Annotated in this window: 20 protein-coding genes; 9 read left to right on the top strand and 11 right to left on the bottom strand. The window is 72.7% G+C overall.

All coding sequences use genetic code 11. From position 1 onward, the window contains the following. Nucleotides 1-17: 17 nt before the first annotated feature. Nucleotides 18-626, bottom strand: a complete 609-nt coding sequence (locus CWOE_RS30550) for a hypothetical protein (RefSeq protein ID WP_012933465.1) — start codon at nucleotides 624-626, stop codon at nucleotides 18-20. A 165-nt stretch (nucleotides 627-791) separates the two neighbouring features. On the opposite strand from CWOE_RS30550, the gene CWOE_RS09915 reads away from it, so the two are divergent. Next, the gene (locus CWOE_RS09915) at nucleotides 792-1,931 is read left to right on the top strand and encodes a peptidylprolyl isomerase (protein ID WP_012933466.1); all 1,140 of its coding nucleotides are present in this window, start codon (nucleotides 792-794) and stop codon (nucleotides 1,929-1,931) included. Nucleotides 1,932-1,952: 21 nt separating this feature from the next. Here the strand turns inward: CWOE_RS09915 and CWOE_RS09920 are convergent, their stop codons facing one another. After that, nucleotides 1,953-2,939, bottom strand: coding sequence for a zinc-binding dehydrogenase (locus CWOE_RS09920; protein ID WP_012933467.1), 987 nt, complete (start codon nucleotides 2,937-2,939; stop codon nucleotides 1,953-1,955). Nucleotides 2,940-3,102: 163 nt separating this feature from the next. Between CWOE_RS09920 and CWOE_RS09925 the strand changes: the two genes are divergently transcribed. The 6 genes from CWOE_RS09925 to CWOE_RS32700 all read left to right on the top strand — a co-directional run bounded on the left by CWOE_RS09925 (nucleotide 3,103) and on the right by CWOE_RS32700 (nucleotide 8,002). Beyond that, the gene (locus CWOE_RS09925) at nucleotides 3,103-3,684 is read left to right on the top strand and encodes an RNA polymerase sigma factor (protein ID WP_012933468.1); all 582 of its coding nucleotides are present in this window, start codon (nucleotides 3,103-3,105) and stop codon (nucleotides 3,682-3,684) included. Beyond that, complete coding sequence (locus tag CWOE_RS09930) at nucleotides 3,681-4,574, top strand: hypothetical protein (protein WP_012933469.1); 894 nt, start codon at nucleotides 3,681-3,683, stop codon at nucleotides 4,572-4,574. The genes CWOE_RS09925 and CWOE_RS09930 overlap by 4 nt, the downstream gene beginning before the upstream one ends. 54 nt (nucleotides 4,575-4,628) lie before the next feature. After that, nucleotides 4,629-5,669 carry a flippase-like domain-containing protein gene (locus tag CWOE_RS09935; protein WP_012933470.1) on the top strand — a complete coding sequence of 347 codons (1,041 nt, stop codon included), beginning with the start codon at nucleotides 4,629-4,631 and terminating at the stop codon, nucleotides 5,667-5,669. A gap of 56 nt (nucleotides 5,670-5,725) precedes the next feature. Next, on the top strand, nucleotides 5,726-6,781 hold the full coding sequence (locus CWOE_RS09940; protein WP_012933471.1) for a hypothetical protein: 1,056 nt from the start codon (nucleotides 5,726-5,728) through the stop codon (nucleotides 6,779-6,781). A 21-nt stretch (nucleotides 6,782-6,802) separates the two neighbouring features. After that, nucleotides 6,803-7,279 (top strand): nucleoside deaminase, encoded by a 477-nt coding sequence (locus CWOE_RS09945; protein ID WP_012933472.1) that lies wholly within the window; start codon nucleotides 6,803-6,805, stop codon nucleotides 7,277-7,279. Between the two features lie 198 nt (nucleotides 7,280-7,477). Continuing rightward, nucleotides 7,478-8,002, top strand: coding sequence for a hypothetical protein (locus CWOE_RS32700; RefSeq protein WP_012933473.1), 525 nt, complete (start codon nucleotides 7,478-7,480; stop codon nucleotides 8,000-8,002). An 80-nt stretch (nucleotides 8,003-8,082) separates the two neighbouring features. On the opposite strand, the gene CWOE_RS33840 is transcribed toward CWOE_RS32700, so the two are convergent. From CWOE_RS33840 to CWOE_RS09985, 8 genes are all read right to left on the bottom strand, one after another. Continuing rightward, complete coding sequence (locus CWOE_RS33840; RefSeq protein WP_012933474.1) at nucleotides 8,083-10,707, bottom strand: FtsX-like permease family protein; 2,625 nt, start codon at nucleotides 10,705-10,707, stop codon at nucleotides 8,083-8,085. Between the two features lie 9 nt (nucleotides 10,708-10,716). Next, nucleotides 10,717-11,463, bottom strand: coding sequence for an ATP-binding cassette domain-containing protein (locus CWOE_RS09955; RefSeq protein ID WP_012933475.1), 747 nt, complete (start codon nucleotides 11,461-11,463; stop codon nucleotides 10,717-10,719). A 10-nt stretch (nucleotides 11,464-11,473) separates the two neighbouring features. Then, entirely contained in the window at nucleotides 11,474-12,064 is a 591-nt protein-coding gene (locus CWOE_RS09960) for a PadR family transcriptional regulator (RefSeq protein ID WP_041730335.1), read from the bottom strand. Nucleotides 12,065-12,140: 76 nt separating this feature from the next. Beyond that, on the bottom strand, nucleotides 12,141-12,905 hold the full coding sequence (locus CWOE_RS09965) for an amino acid ABC transporter ATP-binding protein (protein ID WP_012933477.1): 765 nt from the start codon (nucleotides 12,903-12,905) through the stop codon (nucleotides 12,141-12,143). Then, a complete protein-coding gene (locus CWOE_RS09970; protein ID WP_012933478.1) occupies nucleotides 12,902-13,909 on the bottom strand; it encodes an amino acid ABC transporter permease in 1,008 nt (335 codons plus the stop codon). Before CWOE_RS09970 ends, CWOE_RS09965 begins: the two co-directional genes overlap by 4 nt. Nucleotides 13,910-13,927: 18 nt before the next feature. Beyond that, nucleotides 13,928-14,836 (bottom strand): ABC transporter substrate-binding protein, encoded by a 909-nt coding sequence (locus CWOE_RS09975; RefSeq protein WP_012933479.1) that lies wholly within the window; start codon nucleotides 14,834-14,836, stop codon nucleotides 13,928-13,930. A gap of 176 nt (nucleotides 14,837-15,012) precedes the next feature. Further along, nucleotides 15,013-15,567 carry a hypothetical protein gene (locus CWOE_RS09980; protein ID WP_012933480.1) on the bottom strand — a complete coding sequence of 185 codons (555 nt, stop codon included), beginning with the start codon at nucleotides 15,565-15,567 and terminating at the stop codon, nucleotides 15,013-15,015. Between the two features lie 92 nt (nucleotides 15,568-15,659). Next, nucleotides 15,660-16,151 (bottom strand): flavin reductase family protein, encoded by a 492-nt coding sequence (locus tag CWOE_RS09985; RefSeq protein WP_012933481.1) that lies wholly within the window; start codon nucleotides 16,149-16,151, stop codon nucleotides 15,660-15,662. A 41-nt stretch (nucleotides 16,152-16,192) separates the two neighbouring features. On the opposite strand from CWOE_RS09985, the gene CWOE_RS09990 reads away from it, so the two are divergent. Next, nucleotides 16,193-17,098 (top strand): hypothetical protein, encoded by a 906-nt coding sequence (locus CWOE_RS09990; RefSeq protein ID WP_012933482.1) that lies wholly within the window; start codon nucleotides 16,193-16,195, stop codon nucleotides 17,096-17,098. Between the two features lie 201 nt (nucleotides 17,099-17,299). Next, a complete protein-coding gene (typA, locus tag CWOE_RS09995; RefSeq protein ID WP_012933483.1) occupies nucleotides 17,300-19,162 on the top strand; it encodes a translational GTPase TypA in 1,863 nt (620 codons plus the stop codon). Here typA and CWOE_RS10000 read toward each other — a convergent pair. Further along, nucleotides 19,159-20,103, bottom strand: coding sequence for an alpha/beta fold hydrolase (locus tag CWOE_RS10000; protein ID WP_012933484.1), 945 nt, complete (start codon nucleotides 20,101-20,103; stop codon nucleotides 19,159-19,161). The two genes, typA and CWOE_RS10000, sit on opposite strands and share 4 nt — an antisense overlap.

Here is a 20,103-nt window from a genome sequence, read left to right on the forward strand (position 1 = left end):
ACGGCAGCGGCCGGGTCCTACGAGCGCGTGCCGGGCGCGTCGGGAAGGTCCTGCACACGCAGCCAATGCGTGATCAGACCGTCCTCGACGACGAAGGCGGCCTGCGCGGTGCGGCCGGTGCCCGACCCGCAGCTGCCCGGCCCTGGACGCTCGGTCAGGCGGAAGGTCGCGACGATCAGTCCGCGCCCGCCGGCGGCGGTTTCGAGCAGCACGGCGCCGCACGGGAGCGAGCGGTTGAACGCCTCGACCTGCGCGCGCGTCGTCAGCGTCAGCGGGCGCGTGCCGTTGGCGACGGCCGTGGGGAGCGCGAAGCGCCGCGCCGCCTCGCGCACGTCGCCGCGGCGCAGCGTGTCGGCCCAGTCGCGGATCACCGCGACGGCGGCGGGGTCGACGTCCCCGCCGCCGCTCCCGCCGGGAGCGGTCCGTCCGGGGGCGGTCTGGCCTGGGGCGGTCCCGCCGGGTGTCGTCCCGCCCGGCGTGGTCGGCGTCGCCGCGGTCGCGCCGGTGGAGGAGCCGCCGCCGTCACCGCCGCCGCAGCCGCCCGCGCCGAGACCGAGGCCGCCGGCCAGCGCGAGCGCCGCCAGCACGCCCGCGAGCCGCCCGGTCGTGCGTGCGCGCAGCGTCATCTGCCTTCTATACGCGCGCGATGCCCGCTCGGATGCGCGGCTGTCAGCTCATCGCCGCGCCTGCCGCGTTCCAACTGCTCGAATCGCGCGGGCACCTTCGCTAAAGATCCCATAACGTCGACTAAAGCGTCAATAACTCCGCTGAATTCGATGTATGGTCGCGCCATGGCCCACTCAATCCGCGCGGCCCTGACGGTCGGCGCTCTCGTTCTCTGCCCATTGGCCGTCTCCGCGTGCGGCGGCGATGACAGCTCCGGCAACGACGTGCCGAGCAACGCGATCGCGTCGGTCGACGGCACGCCCGTCACGAAGGCCGAATACGAGCATCTGTACGAGGTCAACGCCAAGGGCGCTGCTGGCGGCGGCTCCGCGGTGATCCCCGATCCGCCCTCCTACACCGCATGCGCGGCGAGACTCGCGAGACAGGCCGCCGCGGCGAGAGGCAGAGGGCGACCGACCGAGAGCCAGCTGGTCGCGCAGTGCAGACAGCTCGACGAGGCGCTTCGCAACAGATCGGTCGCGCAGCTCGTCCAGATGGTCTGGCTCGACGGGGAGACGGAGAGACTCGGGATCGAGGTCACCGACGCCGATGTCGAGAGAGCGAAGAGAGCGACGTTCCCGAGAGCGGGCGACATGCAGAGAACGCTCAGACAGCTGGGGATGACCGAGAGAGACGTCGAATTCCAGCTGCGCTTCAATCAGCTCAGCACGAGACTCACCGAGCATCTCCAGAGAAGACCCGTCGACGTCGGGGACGCGGAGATCTCGGCCTACTACGCCAGAAACAGAGAGCAGTTCGCCGTCCCGGAACGGCGCGACCTCGAGCTGATCCTGACCAGAACCGAGACGCAGGCGAACGACGCCAAGCGCGCGGTAGAGGGCGGCACCGCGTGGGCCGCGGCGGCCAGAAGATGGTCGACGGACGAGCTCTCCAAGGGCAACGGCGGCAGACTCCTCGGCGTCGCCAGAGGCCAGCAGGACAGAGCGCTCGACGCGGCCGCGTTCGACGCCAGACGCGGAGTCCTGCTCGGCCCCGTGAGAGGTCAGTTCGGCTGGTACCTCGTGCGCGTGACGAGAGTCACGCCGTCGAAGCAGAGCACGCTCGCCGAGTCGAGCGCGCAGATCAGAGAGCTGGTGAGACAGCAGGAGAGCCAGAGAGCGATGCAGGAGTACGCCAGAACGTTCCAGGAGTCGTGGACGGCGAAGACGAACTGCCGTAGAGGCTTCGTGATCGAGATCTGCGCCAACGCGCCGAGACCGAGAACGACCTCGACGGCCGGCGGCGGGGTCGCGACCGCGCCGTAGCGACCCGCAGCGTCTGTCTCGCTACGGCAGCAGCACGACCTTGCCGGTCGTCGCGCGGCCTTCGAGCGCGGCGTGGGCGGCCGCCGCATCCGCGAGCCCGAACGTCTGCACGGCGGGGACGAGCGTGCCGCGCGCGGCGGCGGCGAGCGCCTCCTCCTCGAAGCCGCGCAGGCCGCCGGGGCGGCGCGTGATCCGCGGGCCGACGGTCGAGGAGACGGTCAGGCCGCCGGCGTAGATGTCGGCGGTCGTGATCTCGGTCGGCCCGCCGGCCGAGCCGCCGTAGAGGACGTGGTGGCCGCCGGGCGCGAGCAGCTTCATCGCCGCGCGCCCGGTCTCGCCGCCGACGCCGTCGAAGGCGACCGTCAGCTCGTGGTCGCCGAGTGCGGCGCGCACCTCCTCGGCCCACGCCGGGCGCGTGTAGTCGATCGCGATCGTCGCGCCCAGCTCCCGCGCGAGCGCGACCTTGCGCTCGCCGCCCGCGACACCGACGACGAGCGCGTCGAGGTTGCGCGCGGCCTGCACGAGCAGCGCGCCGATGCCGCCCGCGGCGGCGGTCACGAGCACGACGTCCCTGCTCGTCAGCCTTGCAACGTCGAGGATCGCCACCGTCGTGCGCCCGGTGCCGATCATCGCCACCGCCGCCTCGTCACTCAGCGTGTCCGGGAGCGCGTGCAGCGACGCGGCGGCCGCGATCGTGCGCTGCGCGTAGCCGCCGATGCGCGGCTCGCGGCCGAGGTGGACGACGACGCGGCGGCCGGCCCAGCCGCGGTCGACGCCCTCGCCGACCGACTCGACGACGCCCGCGACCTCGCGCCCGGGGACGTGCGGCAGCGCGGGCAGCGGCAGCGGCGGCCCCGCCTTGCCGGCCCGCAGCGCGGTGTCGAGCAGGTGGACGCCGGCAGCGCCGACGGCGATCCGCACCTCGCCCGGCCCGGGCACGGGGTCGGCGACCTCCTCGTAGACGAGGTTCTCGGGCGGGCCGAACTGATGGAGGCGGATCGCCTGCATGGAATCTCCTGGTCGAGCTGGTTCGCGGCGCGGTCCCGCGGAACCGTAGATCTTCAAGCGCGCATGAAGTCAAGGGACGGCGTGCGAAAGATGAGGGAAACCTCCGATGCGCGCCCCTGGGCGGCGGACGTAATGTCGCCGCTGCTGCCGGCAGAGAGGGGGTGTGAGGATCCGCAGACGAACCGCCGAGCGCAGCCCGGCAGCCCGCCCGCGCGACGCGCGCTGGGCGGTCTACGAGCAGCACGCGCAGGCGATCCGCGCCTACGCCGCGCGGCGCGTCGAGCCCGACGCCGTCGACGATGTCGTCGCCGAGACGTTCGCGATCGCGTGGCGCAAGCTGCCGCGCGAGGCCGATCCGCTGCCGTGGCTGTACGCGGTCGCGCGGCGCGTCGTCCACGGTCACCGCCGCAGCCATGCGCGCCGCGGCGCGCTGCTGGCGCGCGCGATCAGCGGCTACGCGACCGAGGCGCCCGCGCCCGACCCCGCCGACCAGGTCGGCGGCGGGTACGACCCGGCGCTGATCCGCGCCTTCGAGCAGCTGACCGAGACCGAGCGCGAGGCGGTCCGCCTGATCGCGTGGGAAGGACTCGAACACGCCGATGCGGCGCGCGCCGCCGGCTGCTCGCGCGCGACGTTCGCGGTACGGCTGTCACGGGCGCGTGTGCGGCTGCGGACCGCGCTCGAACAGGAGGCGGCCGCCGCTGGGGCGCTCGCCGCCGCACCGAACATGGAGGTCGTCCGATGACGCCCGACGACCTGATGGACCGCCTGCGCGCGGCCGACCCGGCCGCGCGCCTCGATCCCGCCCCGCCGCCCGAGCGGGCGCTCGTGACGGCGTTCCGCCGCCGCATCGCACGCCGCCGGGTCGCGCGCGTCAGCGTCGGCGGCGGGCTCGTCGCGCTCTGCGCGACGGTCGCGATAGCGGTCGCGCCGAGCGGCGGCGGCAGCGTCGGCGGTCCGCCCGGCGGCGGCGAGCGGCCGCTGCCCGGTGTCGCACGGGTGATCGCGCAGGCCGCGCAGGCGTCCGAGCAGCCGCCCGGGACGATCCTGCGCTACACCAGCGAGACCGAGGTGCGAGACATGCTGCGCGAGGTCCGCACGACGTGGGTGCGGCTCGGCGAGGACGGCAGACGGCTGGGGATGCGGATGCTGCGGCTGGAGGCGGATGGAGAGCAGATGCCGGACGGCCTGGACCACACGTGGTCGATCGAGAACGGACGGGACGTGACGCGCGACTACCTGCCCGGCCGCGGCACCAGGACGATGCGGGGCGCCAAGTCGATCCCGTCGATCGTCACGCGCGCGCACGAGCTGCTGCGGCGCGGGCAGACGGGCGACCGCGACATCTCGTTCGCGGGCGAGGAGGATGTCGGCGGCCGTCGCGGCTACCGGCTGATCGTCACGGACGTGTACGCCGAGGAAGAGGGTGGGGAGCCGTACGAGGGGGACCGCACGGAGCTGGTCGTCGACGTCGAGACCTTCCGGCCTCTGCTGCTGCGGGTCCACAGCGAGGGCAGAGACATGAGAGGCAGACCGTTCACGTACGACTACAGAGAGCACGTGCGCGCCTGGACGACGCTGCCCGACACGCCGGAGAATCGCCTGCAGCTGGAGCTGCGCGGGCCGACGGGGTGACCGCCGCCGCGCCGCCGCGGTGGCAGATTTCCATGCACGTGCAAGAATCGAGGTGTGAGCGCATCGGCTGACACCGCGAATCGCACCTCGCTGCCGTCCGCGTTCGAGCCGCGCGTGCTCGTGCGACGGGCGCTGCAGGTCGGCGCGCTGATCCTCGTGCTGGTGCTCGTCGCGCTGCTGGCGCCGGGGCTGGGCGAGGTGCGCGACCACCTCGGCGAGGCGAAGCCCGGCTGGATCGCGATCGCGGTCGGCCTCGAGCTGCTCTCCTGCATCTCCTACGTGCTGATGTTCCGGCCGATCTTCTGCCGCCGGATGTCATGGCGCCACAGTTCGCGCATCGCCTGGTCGGAATTGGGGATGGGTTCGATCGTGCCGGCCAGCGGCGCCGCCGGCCTCGCGCTCGGCGCGTGGGCGCTGGTGCAGAGCGGCATGCCGCCCGAGCGCGTCGCGCGCCGCTCCGTCGCGTTCTTCCTGATCAAGAGCTCGGTCAACTTCGTCGCGGTCGCGGTGCTCGGCACGGTGATGGCGCTGGGCCTGTTCGGGCCCGACCTGTCGCTGTGGCTGACAGCGCTGCCGGCCGCGCTGTCGCTGATGGTGATCGGCGCCATCCTGCTTCTTCCGCGGGTCGGCGAGGGCGCGACGCCGCCGCCCGGCGCCAGCAGAACGGCGCGCTGGATCTCCGCCGCGCGCCGCAGCGTGATCGCCGGCACGCGCGAGGCGGTCGAGATTGTCCGCTCCGGCGACCCGCTCGTGATCGTCGGCGCGCTCGGCTACTGGGCGTTCGACAACGCTGTGCTGTGGGCGACCTTCCACGCGTTCGGCGCCGACGTGGACATCTCGATCATCCTGCTCGGCTACCTGATCGGCCAGCTCGGCGGGCTGCTGCCGATCCCCGGCGGCGTCGGCGGGATCGACGGCGGCCTGATCGGCACGCTCGTCGTCTTCGGCGCACCCGCCGCCGCGACCGCCGCCGCCGTGCTCGCCTACCGCGTGATCCTCTTCTGGCTGCCGCTGATCGGCGGCACGATCGGCTTCGTCTCGCTGCGGCGCCAGCTGGCGCGCGACGACGGCGACGAGCTGCTCGCGGCCTGCTGAGGGGGGCCGGCGCGGGAGGGCTCTCATCGAGACGCCCGACCGAATGGTCATGATCCATGGAGGATCACCGTCCGGAGATCCCACGGGTGCCGACCGATCTCAACACAACCGACGAGGCGATCGCCGAACTGCTGCGGGCCGTCGCCGATGCGATGGAACGGACGGCCCCGCCGCCGCCGGCCGTCTCCGGCGCGGCGCTGGAGCAGTACCTCGGCGACGTCGTCGACGTCACGTTCAGCCGCGCCGACACCGACCGGATCGCGCTGCTGGCGAGGCTGATGACGCTCGCCCGCACGTGGAACGCGGAGCGCGAGCCCGATCGCGACCTGCGGCCGTACGCGTGGCTGCGCCGCCTCGAGCGCCCGCTGCGGCGCTGGGAGCGAGACCGCCGGCTCGGCACCGCCAGCCCGCGCCCGCGCCCGGCGGAGCTGGACGCGCGGCTGGCGATGTTCGGCGCCGCGCAGGGGCCGGACCCGGTGATCGGGCTCGACACCGTCGCGATCTCGGTCGCAGAGCTGGTCGCCGTCCACCAGCTCGCCGGCTCGCTCAGCCTGGAGGCGGGGATGGCCGCCCGCGCGGCGTTCGGACCGCTGCTCGACGAGGCCGCGACGCTCCTGCGCAGCGGCGCGCGCGAGCTCGGCAACGGCGTCTTCGAACGGCCCGGCGCGACGCTCGCGCACGTCGAGCAGGCGACCTGGCAGGTCGAGCAGATCCTGCAGCACCCGCAGGGGCCCGAGGAGCTGCCGTGGCTGCGCCGTCTGTGGATCGAGATCGCCGCCGCGCTCGTCTTCGCCCACGACGCCCACGAGGGGCGCGGCGACCACGACGAGCGCTGGCGCGACGCGCTCGACCTCGCCGCCGAGAAGCTGACCGTCGGCGAGCTGGACGCCGACGCGAGCGGCTTCGACGAGGCCGGCACGCTGTCGCTCGTGCGCTCCGTCGCGCTCGCGCTCGCGGCGCTGTGGCTCGACGAGGAGCGCTACGGCGACGACCGCGACGCGCCGGGCGTGGGGATGCTCCAGGATCGCCTGCTGGCGGCCGAGGCGCAGGCGCTCGTCGCAGCGTGGGTCGTGCAGCGGCGGATGGACGGCGGCGATTCGCCGCCGCCCTGACGCGGGTAAGCCGACCGGCAGATGCACCAGGAAACAGCACGCGACGTGCACTGGCTGCGGATGGCGATCGCGCTGAGCCAGCAGGCGCGCGCGGCCGGCGACGAGCCGTTCGGCGCGCTGCTCGTCGGTGCCGGCGGCGTGCTGCTGGCGCAGGAGCGCAACAGCGTCGTGACCGACCGCGACGTCAGCGCCCACCCGGAGCTGAAGCTCGCCGTCTGGGCCGGCCGCAACCTCGACCCCGAGGTCGCGCGCCTGACGACGATGTACACGAGCTGCGAGAACTGCGCGATGTGCGCGGCGGCAATGGTGTGGGCGAACCTCGGCACGCTCGTCTACTCGCTCAGCGGCACCTCGCTGACGGAGCTGCAGGGGCCGCGGCACACGACGATGACGATCCGCGCGCGCGAGATCTTCCTCCACACGTCGCGGCCGGTCGAGGTGCGCGGGCCGCTGATCGAGGAGGAGGCGCGCGCCGTCCACGCCGGCTACTGGGCGTGAGCGGCCGCCGGCGGCGAAGCTGTCGATCTTCGCTGTTGCGATCAATTGAAGACGGGCAAGGTCGCGACTCATAATCCTGGCGTCACGGGATACGAGCCGGTACGCTGAACGTGTCGCTCCTCCGGCCGCCGGATCGCTGGTCGGGTCGCGCGATGTCGGGCGCCGCGGTGGTTCGCAACGATCGAATGAGAGGACCACATGAGACTTCACGTGCGAGGACTCGTCGTCATCGTGATGGCGTCGTTCGCCTTCGTCGTGGCGACTGGCACGGCGCACGCCGCACTCGGGCCGACCGATCCGTACTTCTTGACGAACGGCTCCGGCAGCATAGAGAACAGAAACCCGCTCGGAAGCAGAAGATGCTCGCTGACGAGAGTGACGGCGACGCTGAGAGGCACCGCGACGGGAGCGGAGGCGACGCTCGGCTCCTACACCGTCTCCGGCTGCATCGGAGGCATCGCCACAATCGGGGAGCTACCCGGGAAAAGCACCACGATCACGATAGACAGAGGAACGATCACGGTCAGAAGAAGCATGCTAGTGACGACGACCACCTCTCAATGTCTATACGAAGGGACGCTCATGGGCAGCGGTCCGCAGCCGATGAGCAGAATATCGGCGTCGGGAACGTTGCTTCTCGTCAGAACGCTAGCGGGAGCGTGTTCGGGCACGTTCTCTGAAACGCTCAGTCTGGATTTCTCTCCAGCAGTCATAACGTGGTAGTGAACTCGCTCGTCGTTTGAGCGTTGAGTCGTGCGCGTCGAGGGTCGCTCCGGCGGCTCCTCGACGACGCGTCGGCCGGCTCAGTCGCGCTGGAAGCTGACGACGGGGGAGACGCGCGCGGCGAACCAGCCGGGGATCGAGACGACCAGCGGCGCGACGAGCGCGATCGCGGCGAACGTCCATGCGGCCAGGCCGACGGCGGGCGAGAAGCTCGACGGGAAGCCGGTCGTGAGCACGACCCAGCGCGTCGCGAGCGCTTGACCGGCGAGGCCCGCGACGGCGCCGAGCGCCGCCCCGACGCCGAGCACGAGCGCGCTCTGCAGCAGCAGCACGCCCCACACCTGCTCGACGTCGAAGCCCTGCATCCGCAGGACCGCGAGCCGGCGCCGCTGCTGCCAGACGGCGCCGGTCATCGCCAGCACGGCGGCGACGAGCATCAGCGTCGCGATCTGGCTGAGCCGCTCCAGTCCTTGGCGCGAGAGCCGCTGGAGGCGGTCGAGCCGCTCCGCCGCGGTCTCGACCGTCAACGCCGCCCCCGGCCCGAGGGCGGCGGCGACGAGCTGGCGCCCGTCGGCCGGCTCGACGCCCGGTGCGAGGTCGATCTCTGCTGCCGTGACGGCGCCGCCGGGCCACAGGCGGCGGTGATCGGCGCCGCCGAGCAGGATCGCGCCCGGCGACCAGCCGAGGTTCGTGATCGTGGCGGCGACCCGCAGCGCGGCGGTGCCGGACGGCGTCGGCAGCCGCAGCACGTCGCCGACGCCGACGCCGACGCGGCGCGCGAGCCCGACCGAGACGACCGCGGCGCCGCCCGCGCGCAGCGCGCGCTCGGCCGCCGCGCGGTCGCCCGCGACGAGCTGGCGCGGTGGGATCGAGGGCGGGCCGCCGGCTGCACGGGCCACGATCCAGGCGCGCCGCCCGGCGAAGTCGGCGAAGCCGGCGCGGTACGGCCGCACCGCGGCGATCGCGGGGTCGTGGCGCAGCGCCGCGAGCTGGCGCGGCGGGCGGAACGGGGCGACCGTGAGCGCGTTCTCGTCGCCGCCGGCGGTCACCCACACGTCGGCGGTGCCGACGTAGGAGGCCTGATTGTCGTCGAGGCCGCGGACGAGGTCGCGGCGCGCGCCTTCGATCGCGACCGCGCCGAAGACCGCGAGCGCTCCGGTCGCCGACAGCGCGACGACGCGCGGCGCCGATGCGCGCAGCTCGGAGACCGCGATCGACAGCAGCCCGCCGCGACGCGAGTCGGCGAAGCGGTCCGCGAGCCGCAGCGCGAGGTCGAGCACCGCCGGCAGCACGAGCACGACCGCGAGCCCGAGCGCGCCGACCGCGACCGTCGCCATCTCCGGCGCGAACGCGTAGAGCGCGCCGGCGGTGACGGCGAGCGCGACGGCCGCCGCCGGCAGGAGGCGCCGCATCCGCGCCGGCAGCAGGTCGCCGGCGTCGCCGCACGCGTCGCAGCCGGCGCCGTCGAGGGGGCGGCGCGCGTCGGCGTCGGCGATCAGCCGCGCGGCGGCGAGCAGCGTCGCCAGCAGCCCGCCGCCGAGCGCGAGCGCGACGTCCTCGGCGCGGACGACGCGCGCGCCGCCGACGGGGAAGGCGAAGCCGAGGTAGCCGGGCGTCGTGCCGAAGACGTGGCGCAGCAGCTGGTCGCCGAGCAGCAGCCCGACGAGCGACGCGACCAGCCCGAGCGCCAGCGCCTCGAACAGCGCCAGCGCCGTCAGCTGGGTGCGGCCGAACCCCTGCCGGCGCAGCTCGGCGCCGAACCGCCGTCGCTCGGGGATCGTCAGCAGCATCGCGTGGAAGGCGAACAGCAGCCCGACGAGCATCGCGATCACGGCGATCGTGCTCGTCGACTGCTCGCCGGGTGCGGCGGCCTGGTCGAGCAGGCGCACATCCTCGTCGCTGGGGACGACCGACGCGCGGCCGGCAGCGAGCGTCCGCAGCGCGTCGGCGACGGCCGGATCGCGCCCGCCCGCGGGCGCCACGAGCACCCGTGAGACGCGTCCTTGCAGCCCGGTCAGCCGTTGCACGAGGGCGAGCGGGCCGGCGAGCAGGCGGCTGTCCGCGAGCACGCCGATCCGGTCGCGTCCGGGTGCGACGCGGATCGGGACGTCGAACGCGCGGCCGTAGGTCGCGATCCGGATCGTCGCGCCGTCGCTGACGCCGAGCGTGCGCGCGAGCGGCGCCGGGACGACGAGCGCGTCGGGTGCGCCGCCGGCACCGCTCGCGCTGGCCGCGCCGTTTGCGCCGGCCGCGCCGCTCGCGCCGGCCGCGCCGGCCGCGCCGTTTGCGCCGGCCGCGCCGCTCGCGCCGCCGGCCGCGAGCATCCGCGGCAGCGGGCCGCCGAGGGCGGCGAACGCGGGCGTCGCGCCGGCGAGCTGGACGCTCGCCTCGCCGTCGGGGCCGCTCGCCGTCGCGCGCGCCAGCAGCAGCGGCGCCGACGCGCGCACGCCCGCGATCGCCGCGACCCGCTCCGCCGTCCGCTGCTGGACGCCGCGCGGGTCTCGCGCGACGAGCGCAAGCTCGGAGGAGCCGGCGAGTCCGGCGACGAGCTGCCGGACCGAGCCGGTGACGCTCGAGTTCGCGACCTGCACCGCGAACAGGATCGCGACGCCGGTGGCGATCCCGGTCAGGGCGAGCAGCTCCTGGACCGGCTGCGCGCGCAGCCGCAGCCAGTACAGCCACGGCAGATCCGCGAGGAAGCGCACGCCCGCCGCTCAGCGCACGCTGTCGGAGCCGCGCGAGCGCGGCCGCAGCTCGATCAGCTCGCCGACGCCGCTCGGCCCGTCGGGCTCGACCAGGCGCCCGCCGGAGAGCGATATGAGGCGGTTGCAGCCGGCCGCGCCGTGCGCGTTGGCGGCGCTGAGGAGGATCGCGACGCCGTCGCGCGCGAACTCCCGCAGCAGCCCGAGGACGGCGTTGCGCTCGATCATGTCGAGCGTGTCGGCGATCTCGTCCGCGATCAGCATCCGCGGCCGCCGCACGCACGCCTGCGCGAGCGCGACGCGCGTGCGCTCGCCGTCGGAGAGCGCCTCGACGGCGACCTGCGCGTAGTCGGCGGCGCCGACCCGTTCGAGCATCTCGGCCGCGGCGCGGCGCCGCTCGCGGCGTCCGACGCCGCCGCTGACGAGCGGCAGCGCGACGTGGTCGAGCACGGCGACGGCATGGATCGTGGGCACCTTGCGGTTCCACACGCAGGCGATCTCGGAGCGGCGCAGGTGGCCGCGCGCGCGTTCGCCGAGCGCGACGAGGTCGCGCCCGCCGTAGTGGACCTGGCCGAAGTCGGGCGGGCGGATCCCGGCGGCGATCTCCAGCAGCGTCGTCTTGCCGGCGCTGCGCTCGCCGAGCACGCAGGCGAAGTCGTGCGCGCAGAGGTCGAGCGAGACGTCGTCGAGCACGACGATCTCGCGCTGCCCGCGCGAGTACCGCTTGTGCACGCCGACGAGGGAGAGCAGCGGCCCCATCGCGAGCGCGTCAGGCCGACGCGAGCGCCGCGGCCTCGAGCAGCCTGGCGCGGGAGACCGAGCCGTCTTCGGCGGCCCCCGCGATCGTGCTGAGCGCCATCCGGATCCAGCGGAGGTCGCCGTGCAGCCGTTCGACGAGCGCCGCGTCGGCGAGCCAGCGGACGGCCGCGTCCCAGCGCAGGTCGTCGCCGGGCTCGGTCGTCAGGTCCATCGCGGCAGTCTGCTCCTGCAGGTCGCGCAGGCATTCGCGTTCGAGCCGCTCCAGCTCCAGCCGCAGGTTCGGCAGGTGGGCACCCTGCGCGACGGCGAGCTTGAGGTACAGCTCGCCGCGCAGCGGCTCACGGCTCGGCGGCTCGCACATCCAGCTCGCGAAGCGCTCGATCCCGGCGGGCGTCGCCTCGTAGTAGACCTTCACCTGGCGGCCGGCCTGGACGCGCTTGGCCTCGGCGACGAGCTGGTCCTTCGCGAGCTGGTCGAGCGAGACGTAGACGGCGCCGTACGCCGCTCTGAAACCCGGGCCGAGCCGCGCCTGCAACCGGTTGGCGAGGTCGTATCCGTAGCCGCGGCGCTCGATCAGCAGCCCGAGTACGGCGTATTTCATGGACACCCCTGAAGCCTCCTCGCCGCGTTCCTCCGGCGGTCCCCCGATGTCGGCACGTCTGCCTGATCCTAGTGCGTCAGAGGACTCTGGAGAGGAAGTCGCGCGTGCGCGCCTCGCGCGGATGCACCAGCACCTGGTCCGGCGTCCCGGCCTCGACGATGAAGCCCTCGTCCATGAACACGACCATGTCGGCGACCTCGCGCGCGAAGCCCATCTCGTGCGTCACGACGAGCATCGTCATGCCGTCCTCGGCGAGGCCGCGCATGACCGCGAGCACGTCGCCGACCAGCTCGGGGTCGAGCGCGGAGGTCGGCTCGTCGAACAGCATCAGCTTCGGTCTCATCGCGAGCGCACGGGCGATCGCGACGCGCTGCTGCTGACCGCCGGACAGCTGCGCCGGGTACGCGTCGCACTTGTCGCCGAGGCCGACGCGCGAGAGCAGGTCGAGGCCGAACTCGCGCGCCTCGCGCTTGGGGACGTTCTTCACCTGCACCGGCGCCTCGCAGACGTTCTGCAGCGCCGTCATGTGGCCGAACAGGTTGAAGTGCTGGAAGACCATGCCGATGTCGGCCCGGTTGCGTGCGACCTCGGACTCACGCAGCTCGTAGAGCTTGTCGCCCTGCTGGCGGTAGCCGACCAGCTCGCCGTCGACCGAGAGGCGGCCGCCGTCGATCTGCTCGAGGTGGTTGACGCAGCGCAGGAACGTCGACTTGCCCGAGCCCGACGGGCCGATGATGCACGTCACGTCGCCGGGCGCGACCGTCAGCGAGATCCCCTTCAGCACCTCCAGGCGCCCGAAGCGCTTGAGGACCGACTCCGCTCTGACCATCGGCTCGGTCATCCGCCGCCACCTCCTCCTCCGCCGCCTTCGGGCGCGCGCTGCGGGATCGTCGCCGGATCGGCATGCCGCGGCACGAGCACGCGGACGATCCGCTGCCACGGCGTCAGCGGCGCCTCGCGGCGCGTCCCGCGCCCGAAGCGGCGCTCCAGCCACGCCTGGCCGATCGTCAGCACGGTCGTCATCACGAGGTACCAGATCGAAGCGACGATCAGCAGCTGGATCGTTCTGTAGTTCTCCGAGTAGATCAGCTGCGACGCGTACAGCAGCTCGGCGTAGGCGATCACGGAGACGAGCGACGTCGTCTTCAGCATCGAGATCGTCTCGTTGCCGGTCGGCGGGATGATCACCCGCATCGCCTGCGGCAGCACGATCCGCCGCATCGTCTGCAGCCGCGTCATGCCGAGCGCCTGCGAGGCGTGCGTCTGCCCCTCGTCGACGGACAGCACGCCGGCGCGCACGATCTCGGCCATGTAGGCGCCCTCGTTGAGCCCGAGGCCGAGCAGCGCGACGACGAACGGCGTGATGAACGTGTTCGCGTCGAGGCTTATGAGGTCCGGCGCGATGAACGGGATCCCGAGGTCGATCTCGGGATAGAGCGCGGCTATGAAGTTCCAGAACAGCAGCTGCACGAGCACCGGCGTGCCGCGGAAGATCCAGACGTAGAAGCCGGCGACGGCGGCGACGAGCGGATTGGGGGAGAGGCGCATCACCGCCAGCAGCACGCCGATCAGGACGCCGGCGACCATCGCGGCGATCGTGATCTCGATCGTCAGCACGACCCCGTCCATGACGCGCGGGTCGAACAGGTAGTCGCCGACGACGTTCCACTCGAAGCGGTCGTTCGTGACGACCGAGCGGACCAGCGAGGCGACGATCAGCAGGACGATCGCGGCCGAGACCCAACGACCCCAGTGGCGGACTGGGATCGCCTTGATCGCCTCCGGCGGAGGCCCGGCGGAGCCCGCCGGAAGAGGACCGGCGGGCTCAGAGGATGACGTGGACAGGGCTCTGCGCTCGCGGTCCTAGCTGATCGCCCCGTTGATCTTCGGGTCAGTGATCGCGCCCTGTTCGACGCCCCACTGTCTGAGGATTCTCATGTAGGTGCCGTCTCTCATGATCGCTCTGACGGCCTCCAGCACCGGCTCCTCCAGCCCGCTGCCCTTCGGCATCGCGATGCCGTACGGCGCGGTGCCGTAGGGCTCGCCGTCGAGTCTGAACTGACCGTTGGACTGCTTGACGATGTACGCCGCGACCGGCGAGTCGGCCATGCCGACGTCGGCGCGGCCGGACTGGATCGCGAGGTTCGCGCCGTTCTGGTCGGGATAGACCTGCAGGTCGGCGGGCGTGTCGCAGCTTCTGTTCTGTCTCTGCACGTCCATCGCCTGGGTCGTGCCCTTCTCGACCGCGACCTTCTCGCCGCAGACGTCTTCGAGCGTCGTGATGTCCGGTCCGCCCGTTCTCACGTAGAACGACGTGCCGGCGTTGAAGTACGTCACGAAGTCGACGGTTCTCTCACGCTCTCTCGTGTCCGTGAACGAGGACATGCCGAGGTCGTATCTTCTCGCCGCCAAGCCGGGGATGATCGCGTCGAACGTCGCCTTCTGGACCTCGACGTCGAGCCCGAGCTGCTGGCCGATCGCCTTCGCGAGGTCGACGTCCATCCCGATGATCGTCTTGCCGTCTCTGTCGACGAACTCGTTCGGCGCGTACGTCGGGTCGGTCGCGACGACGAGCTTCCCCTTGCTTCTGATCGCCTCCGGAACGGCGATCGCGCCGGCTGCGCCCGTCCCGGCGCTGGTCGACGCCGGTGCGGACGTGCTCGTCGTCGAGCTGTCGTCGTCGGAACCGCAGCCGGCGGCGCCGAGCGCCGCGAGCGCTGCGAGCGCGAGAACGGTCAACAGCCACAGTGGTCGCTTCAGCGACTTCCTCATCAGCCTCTCCCCTGTCGGTGGACCGGCATGCTGCAACTCCTCCTTGACGACCGTACCTCGCCCGGACGTCGTTCACGTCAGTTCACATTTCCGCGAACGGGACTGCCCAACCTTTCCGGCGCATCGGCGTTCTTCTGTCAGTCAGCGAATCTCAAGCGGGCGCGTCGGCGTGCGGCTCAGCCCTCTATCCGCGCCAGCACGCGGCGGGCGACGGCGATCGCCTCGCCGCGGCGCTCGCCGCCCTCCGGCGTGCGGACCTCGACGTGGAAGAGCAGCGGCTCCGCGAGCACGAAGAGGCGGCTGCCGTCCCAGAGGGCGTGCTGGCCGAGGCCGCCGATCTCGTCGCCCGCGACGTGCTCGGCGACGAAGCGGTACTGCTCGGCCGGGTCGAAGCCGTCCTCGTCGCCGTGCCAGGCGCTGACCGCGACCGACCAGCTGTCGTGCTTGCGGCCGTCGGCCGCGAACACGACGCCGACGGAGCTGTCGTCGTAGACCAGGCGCGCGCCGCCGAGCTCGACGCCGACGATGTGGGACGCCTCCGGGCGCGAGATCAGCGCATCGGGGTCGGGCGCGCCGCACGCGATCGCGTGGCGCAGCACCTGCTGCTCGTGGTCGGAGAGCGGCGCGGCGGCGACCGGCTTCACGGCGGCGGCGTCGCGAGCGTCGCGCAGCTCGGCGTACTGGTCCTTCGCGGTCGCGGCGAACCGCGTCGCCTTGTCGAGCAGTCCCATCGTCGTCCTCGGGTCGTGTCGGTGCGGGATCGGCCGACCGTAAGCGGCGGGCGTCGCGCCGGCATCCGACGAAGGGCTCGTCCGCCTCCTACTCAGGCGGGATGTCCGGGCGCGATGCTGCGCGCGCGGTGGAAGCGGAACGGCTCGCGGCGGCCGTGCGCGGTGCCCTCGATCGGGGCGAGCAGGAAGCCGGTGTGGTCGCCGAGATCAAGGCGCGAGAGGACACGGCCGGCGAACCAGGTGTCGAGCGCCGTCAGCACCGGCGCACCGCCGGGGCCGCGGCGCCAGCCGACCTGGGCGAACTTGTCGACGTCGTCGCCGCTCTCGCCGCCGAACAGCTCGGCGAGGCCGGTCGCCTCCTCCGGCACGAAGTGGACGATCAGCACCTCCGCCCGCCAGGCGACGCGATGGGTGCGGTTGAGCTTCGAGATGCAGGCGAGGAAGCGCGGCGGGCGGATCGACGCCTGCGTGTGGAAGCCGACGAGGCAGCCGGACCGCTCGCGGTCGCCGCTGGCGGTCACGATCACCATCGCCGCGTCGATCTCGGCAGCGAGCCGCGCGAACGTCGTCTCGGTCGCACTCATCGCGCGAGGTGATACCCATCGGCGCGTCGAATACGCCGTCCATGAGACCAGCCGCCGCGCTCGCCGCCATGGTTCTCGCCGTCGCGGCGCTCGCGTTCGTCGCGGTGCCCGGCGCCGGCGCGACGACGGTCGTGCTCGACGAGCCGTTCGAGGGGGCGCCGTTCGTCGCCGACCTCGGGCGGACGACGGTGACGTACGGCGACGACCAGCTGCTGGCGGTCGAGACGGCCGTCGTCGCCCGCCCGCCGGCCGGCTGGGGCGGCTGCATAGTGCAGCTGTCGGGGATCTGCCTGCCGGCGCAGATGACGGTGGAATGGCTGCTGGACCACTCGATCGGCGGCGACCCGGCCGCCGCCGGCGCCGACGCGAGGGTCGTCGCGACGCCGTCGGCGGGGCGGACGACGTGGGAGTCGGCGCGCTGGGACCGGTACTACGCGCGCTGGAGAGCGGGCGCCGTGCCGAACGCGACGACCGACGCGCGCGGCGTGCGCTGGACGCTGCCGATGGCCGAGCTGGGCCTGGTGCGGACGCCGTACTTCTCGACGACGGTCGGGCCGAGAGCGAATGTCGACCTGTTCGTCGTCTCGCGCTTCAGCGCGCTCGACGCGGCCGGCCTGCCGATCGGCGGCCTCGACGCGGCCGGGCCGGGGCTGCTGCCGTTCGGCGTGCTGCCGGAGGCGCTGCCGACGCCGGCTCCGGGTGCGACGCCTCCGCCGGTCGGCGACGGCCCGGTCGAGCGGCGCGTCGCCTGCCACCGCGCGAGCGTGCGCGTCAGACGGCTCGACCGGCGGATCCGCCGTGCCGCGAAGGTCGCGCACGGACGCGGCCCGGCGGCACGGCGCCGCGCGGCTCGCGGCGAGCTGCGGCGGCTCCGCGCGCAGCGCTCCGAGGCGCTGGCGGCGAAGCGCCGAACGTGCGCGAAGGCGTCGCAACCGCCTTCGCGCTGATCCCTGTGCACCTGCCAGGGTGGCTGGCGTCCCGGCCACGCGGGGCCGGGACGCTCGCCTGTCGTTCTGAACCCTTGAGGAGAGGCAAGGATCGATGTTGGTGTGCCCGTCCCTGGAAGGCCGAACACGTGCCGGTCCGTGCGCGGACCAGCGGGGCGCACGGGAGCGATCCGCGGCGTTGCCCTATCCTGGCCCGTCGCCATGGCTATTCGTTCAGATCTCCGCAACGTCGCGATCGTCGCCCACGTCGACCACGGGAAGACGACGCTCGTCGACAAGCTCCTGTGGCAATCGGGCGCGTTCCGCTCCAACCAGGACGTCGCAGAGCGCGTCATGGACTCGATGGACCTCGAGCGCGAGAAGGGCATCACGATCCTCGCGAAGAACACCGCCGTCCAGTACGGCGACGTGAAGGTCAACATCATCGACACGCCCGGACACGCCGACTTCGGCGGCGAGGTGGAGCGCGGGCTGACGATGGTCGACGGCGTGCTGCTGCTCGTCGACTCCTCCGAGGGGCCGCTGCCGCAGACGCGCTTCGTGCTGCGCAAGGCACTCGCCGCGCACCTGCCGGTGATCCTCGTGATCAACAAGGTCGACCGGCCGGACTCGCGCATCAAGGAGGTCGTGGACGAGGTCTACGAGCTGTTCCTCGACCTCGACGCGGACGAGTCCCAGATCGAGTTCCCGATCGTCTACACGAACGCGAAGGACGGCTGGGCGTCGACCGATTTCGACCCGGACAACCCGGTCGACGGCAGAGACCTGAGACCGCTGCTGGACCTGATCGTCGAGCACATCCCGGCGCCGTCGTACGAGGAGGACCACCCGCTGCAGGCGCTGGTCACGAACCTCGATGCCTCGCCCTATCTGGGCCGGATCGCGCTGGCGCGCGTGCGCCACGGCGTCATCAGACGCGGTCAGCAGATCGCCTGGTGCCGCACGGACGGGTCGATAGAGAGAGTCAGAGTGACCGACCTCTTCATCACCGAGGCGCTCGACCGCGTCGAGGCGAGCGAGGCGGGGCCGGGGGAGATCATCGCGATCGCGGGCCTGGCCGAGGTGACGATCGGCGAGACGCTCGCCGACGCCGAGGACCCGCGCCCGCTGCCGGTGATCCACGTCGACGACCCGTCGCTGTCGGTGACGATCGGCGTCAACAACTCGCCGCTGGCGGCGGTCGAGAAGGGCACGAAGGTGACGGCGCGGCTGATCAAGGGCCGGCTCGACAGCGAGCTGGTCGGCAACGTCTCGCTGCGCGTGCTGCCGACCGAGCGGCCGGACACCTGGGAGGTCCAGGGGCGCGGCGAGCTGCAGCTGGCCGTCCTCGTCGAGCTGATGCGCCGCGAGGGCTACGAGCTGACCGTCGGCAAGCCGCAGGTCGTCACGAAGGAGATCGACGGCAAGCTGTGCGAGCCGATGGAGCGGATGACGATCGACATCCCGGAGGAGTACGTCGGGGTCGTGACCCAGCTGCTGGCGCTGCGCAAGGGGCGCATGGAGCAGATGATCAACCACGGCACGGGCTGGGTCCGGATGGACTACCTGGTGCCGGCGCGCGGGCTGATCGGCTTCCGCACGGAGTTCCTGACGGAGACGCGCGGGACGGGGATCATCAACCACGTCTTCGACGGCTGGGAGCCGTGGCACGGCGAGATCCGCACGCGGCCGTCCGGCTCGCTGGTCGCCGATCGCGCCGGCAGAGTCGCGTCGTTCGCGCTGTTCGGCCTGCAGGAGCGCGGGACGATGTTCGTCGGGCCGGGCGTCGAGGTCTACGAGGGCATGATCGTCGGCGAGAACGCGCGCTCGGAGGACCTGGACGTCAACGCCGTGCGCGAGAAGAAGCTCAACAACATCCGCTCCTCGACCGCTGACGAGCTGGAGCGGCTCGTGCCCGCGAAGATCCTGTCGCTGGATCAGGCGCTCGAGTTCGTGCGCGAGGACGAGTGCGTCGAGGTGACGCCGGGCGCGGTGCGGATGCGCAAGGTCTACCTGGACCAGACGACGCGCCAGAAGATGGCCCGCGGTCGCGCGCGCGACCGCCTCTCCAGCGTCGAGTCCTAGACGCTTCGGGCCGGATCGCTGCGGGTCGGGGCGTCGTTCGCGCGTCCCGCGCGGCCCGCTCTTTCGGCTGCGCGGACGTGGTGCGCGAGCGCGCCGATCACCTCGGGCCAGACACCGCGCGGGAGGTCGTGGCCCATGCCGGGGACGACGACCAGCTCGGAGTCCGGGATCGCGCGCGCGGTCGCGCGGCCGCCGGAGATCGAGATCATCCGGTCGGCGTCGCCGTGGATCACGAGCGTGGGGGCGGAGACGCGATGGAGGGCTCTGGTGCGGTCGCCCGAGGCGAGGACCGCGGCGAGCTGGCGCGGCGTGCCGGTGGGGTCGGGGTTGCGGTCGTAGCTGCACTCCGCGATCTCGCGGAACAGCGGGTCGTCCGCCGGGCTGCCCGGCGAGCCGATCGCGTCGTGCAGCGCGACCTGGTGGGCGATGTAGCCGTCACGGCCGGGCGCGGCGCGTCTGAGCAGGAGGGGATAGGTCTTCAGCGCGGGCTGCCCGCTGAAGCGCGACCCGGTGTTGGACATGATCGACGTGAGCGAGCGGACGCGGCGCGGCTGCTCGGCGGCGATCGTCTGGGCGATCATCCCGCCCATCGACGCGCCGGCGATGTGGACGCGGTCGAGGTTCAGCGCGTCGAGCAGTGCGACGGTGTCCCGCGCCATGTCGGCGAGCAGGTATTGCCGCGGGTCGAACCTGCGGGTCGCCAGCTGCCTGAGGGTGGGGAGGGGGACGTCCTTCATGAACGTCGAGCGCCCGCTGTCGCGGTTGTCGAAGCGGATCACGTACAGCCCACGGTCGGTCAGCTCTCTCACGAACGACGCGTGCCAGCGGATCATCTGCATCCCGAGGCCCATCACGAGCAGCAGCGGGGGATCGGCGGGATCGCCGAACCCCTCCGCGCACAGCGTCACGCCCCGCCCGACGTCGTAGAGCCGCTCGCTCAC

Source organism: Conexibacter woesei DSM 14684 (assembly GCF_000025265.1).
In the GTDB taxonomy this organism is placed as follows: domain Bacteria; phylum Actinomycetota; class Thermoleophilia; order Solirubrobacterales; family Solirubrobacteraceae; genus Conexibacter; species Conexibacter woesei.

Coding starts and splice junctions, on each gene's coding strand:
- CWOE_RS09990 (WP_012933482.1), top strand. CDS start 16,193: ATGAGACCAGCCGCCGCGCTCGCCGCCATGGTTCTCGCCGTCGCGGCG.
- CWOE_RS09980 (WP_012933480.1), bottom strand. CDS start 15,567: ATGGGACTGCTCGACAAGGCGACGCGGTTCGCCGCGACCGCGAAGGAC.
- typA (WP_012933483.1), top strand. CDS start 17,300: ATGGCTATTCGTTCAGATCTCCGCAACGTCGCGATCGTCGCCCACGTC.
- CWOE_RS09975 (WP_012933479.1), bottom strand. CDS start 14,836: ATGAGGAAGTCGCTGAAGCGACCACTGTGGCTGTTGACCGTTCTCGCG.
- CWOE_RS09955 (WP_012933475.1), bottom strand. CDS start 11,463: ATGGGGCCGCTGCTCTCCCTCGTCGGCGTGCACAAGCGGTACTCGCGC.
- CWOE_RS09965 (WP_012933477.1), bottom strand. CDS start 12,905: ATGACCGAGCCGATGGTCAGAGCGGAGTCGGTCCTCAAGCGCTTCGGG.
- CWOE_RS09985 (WP_012933481.1), bottom strand. CDS start 16,151: ATGAGTGCGACCGAGACGACGTTCGCGCGGCTCGCTGCCGAGATCGAC.
- CWOE_RS30550 (WP_012933465.1), bottom strand. CDS start 626: ATGACGCTGCGCGCACGCACGACCGGGCGGCTCGCGGGCGTGCTGGCG.
- CWOE_RS09960 (WP_041730335.1), bottom strand. CDS start 12,064: ATGAAATACGCCGTACTCGGGCTGCTGATCGAGCGCCGCGGCTACGGA.
- CWOE_RS32700 (WP_012933473.1), top strand. CDS start 7,478: ATGAGACTTCACGTGCGAGGACTCGTCGTCATCGTGATGGCGTCGTTC.
- CWOE_RS09940 (WP_012933471.1), top strand. CDS start 5,726: ATGGAGGATCACCGTCCGGAGATCCCACGGGTGCCGACCGATCTCAAC.
- CWOE_RS09945 (WP_012933472.1), top strand. CDS start 6,803: ATGCACCAGGAAACAGCACGCGACGTGCACTGGCTGCGGATGGCGATC.
- CWOE_RS09915 (WP_012933466.1), top strand. CDS start 792: ATGGCCCACTCAATCCGCGCGGCCCTGACGGTCGGCGCTCTCGTTCTC.
- CWOE_RS09920 (WP_012933467.1), bottom strand. CDS start 2,939: ATGCAGGCGATCCGCCTCCATCAGTTCGGCCCGCCCGAGAACCTCGTC.
- CWOE_RS09930 (WP_012933469.1), top strand. CDS start 3,681: ATGACGCCCGACGACCTGATGGACCGCCTGCGCGCGGCCGACCCGGCC.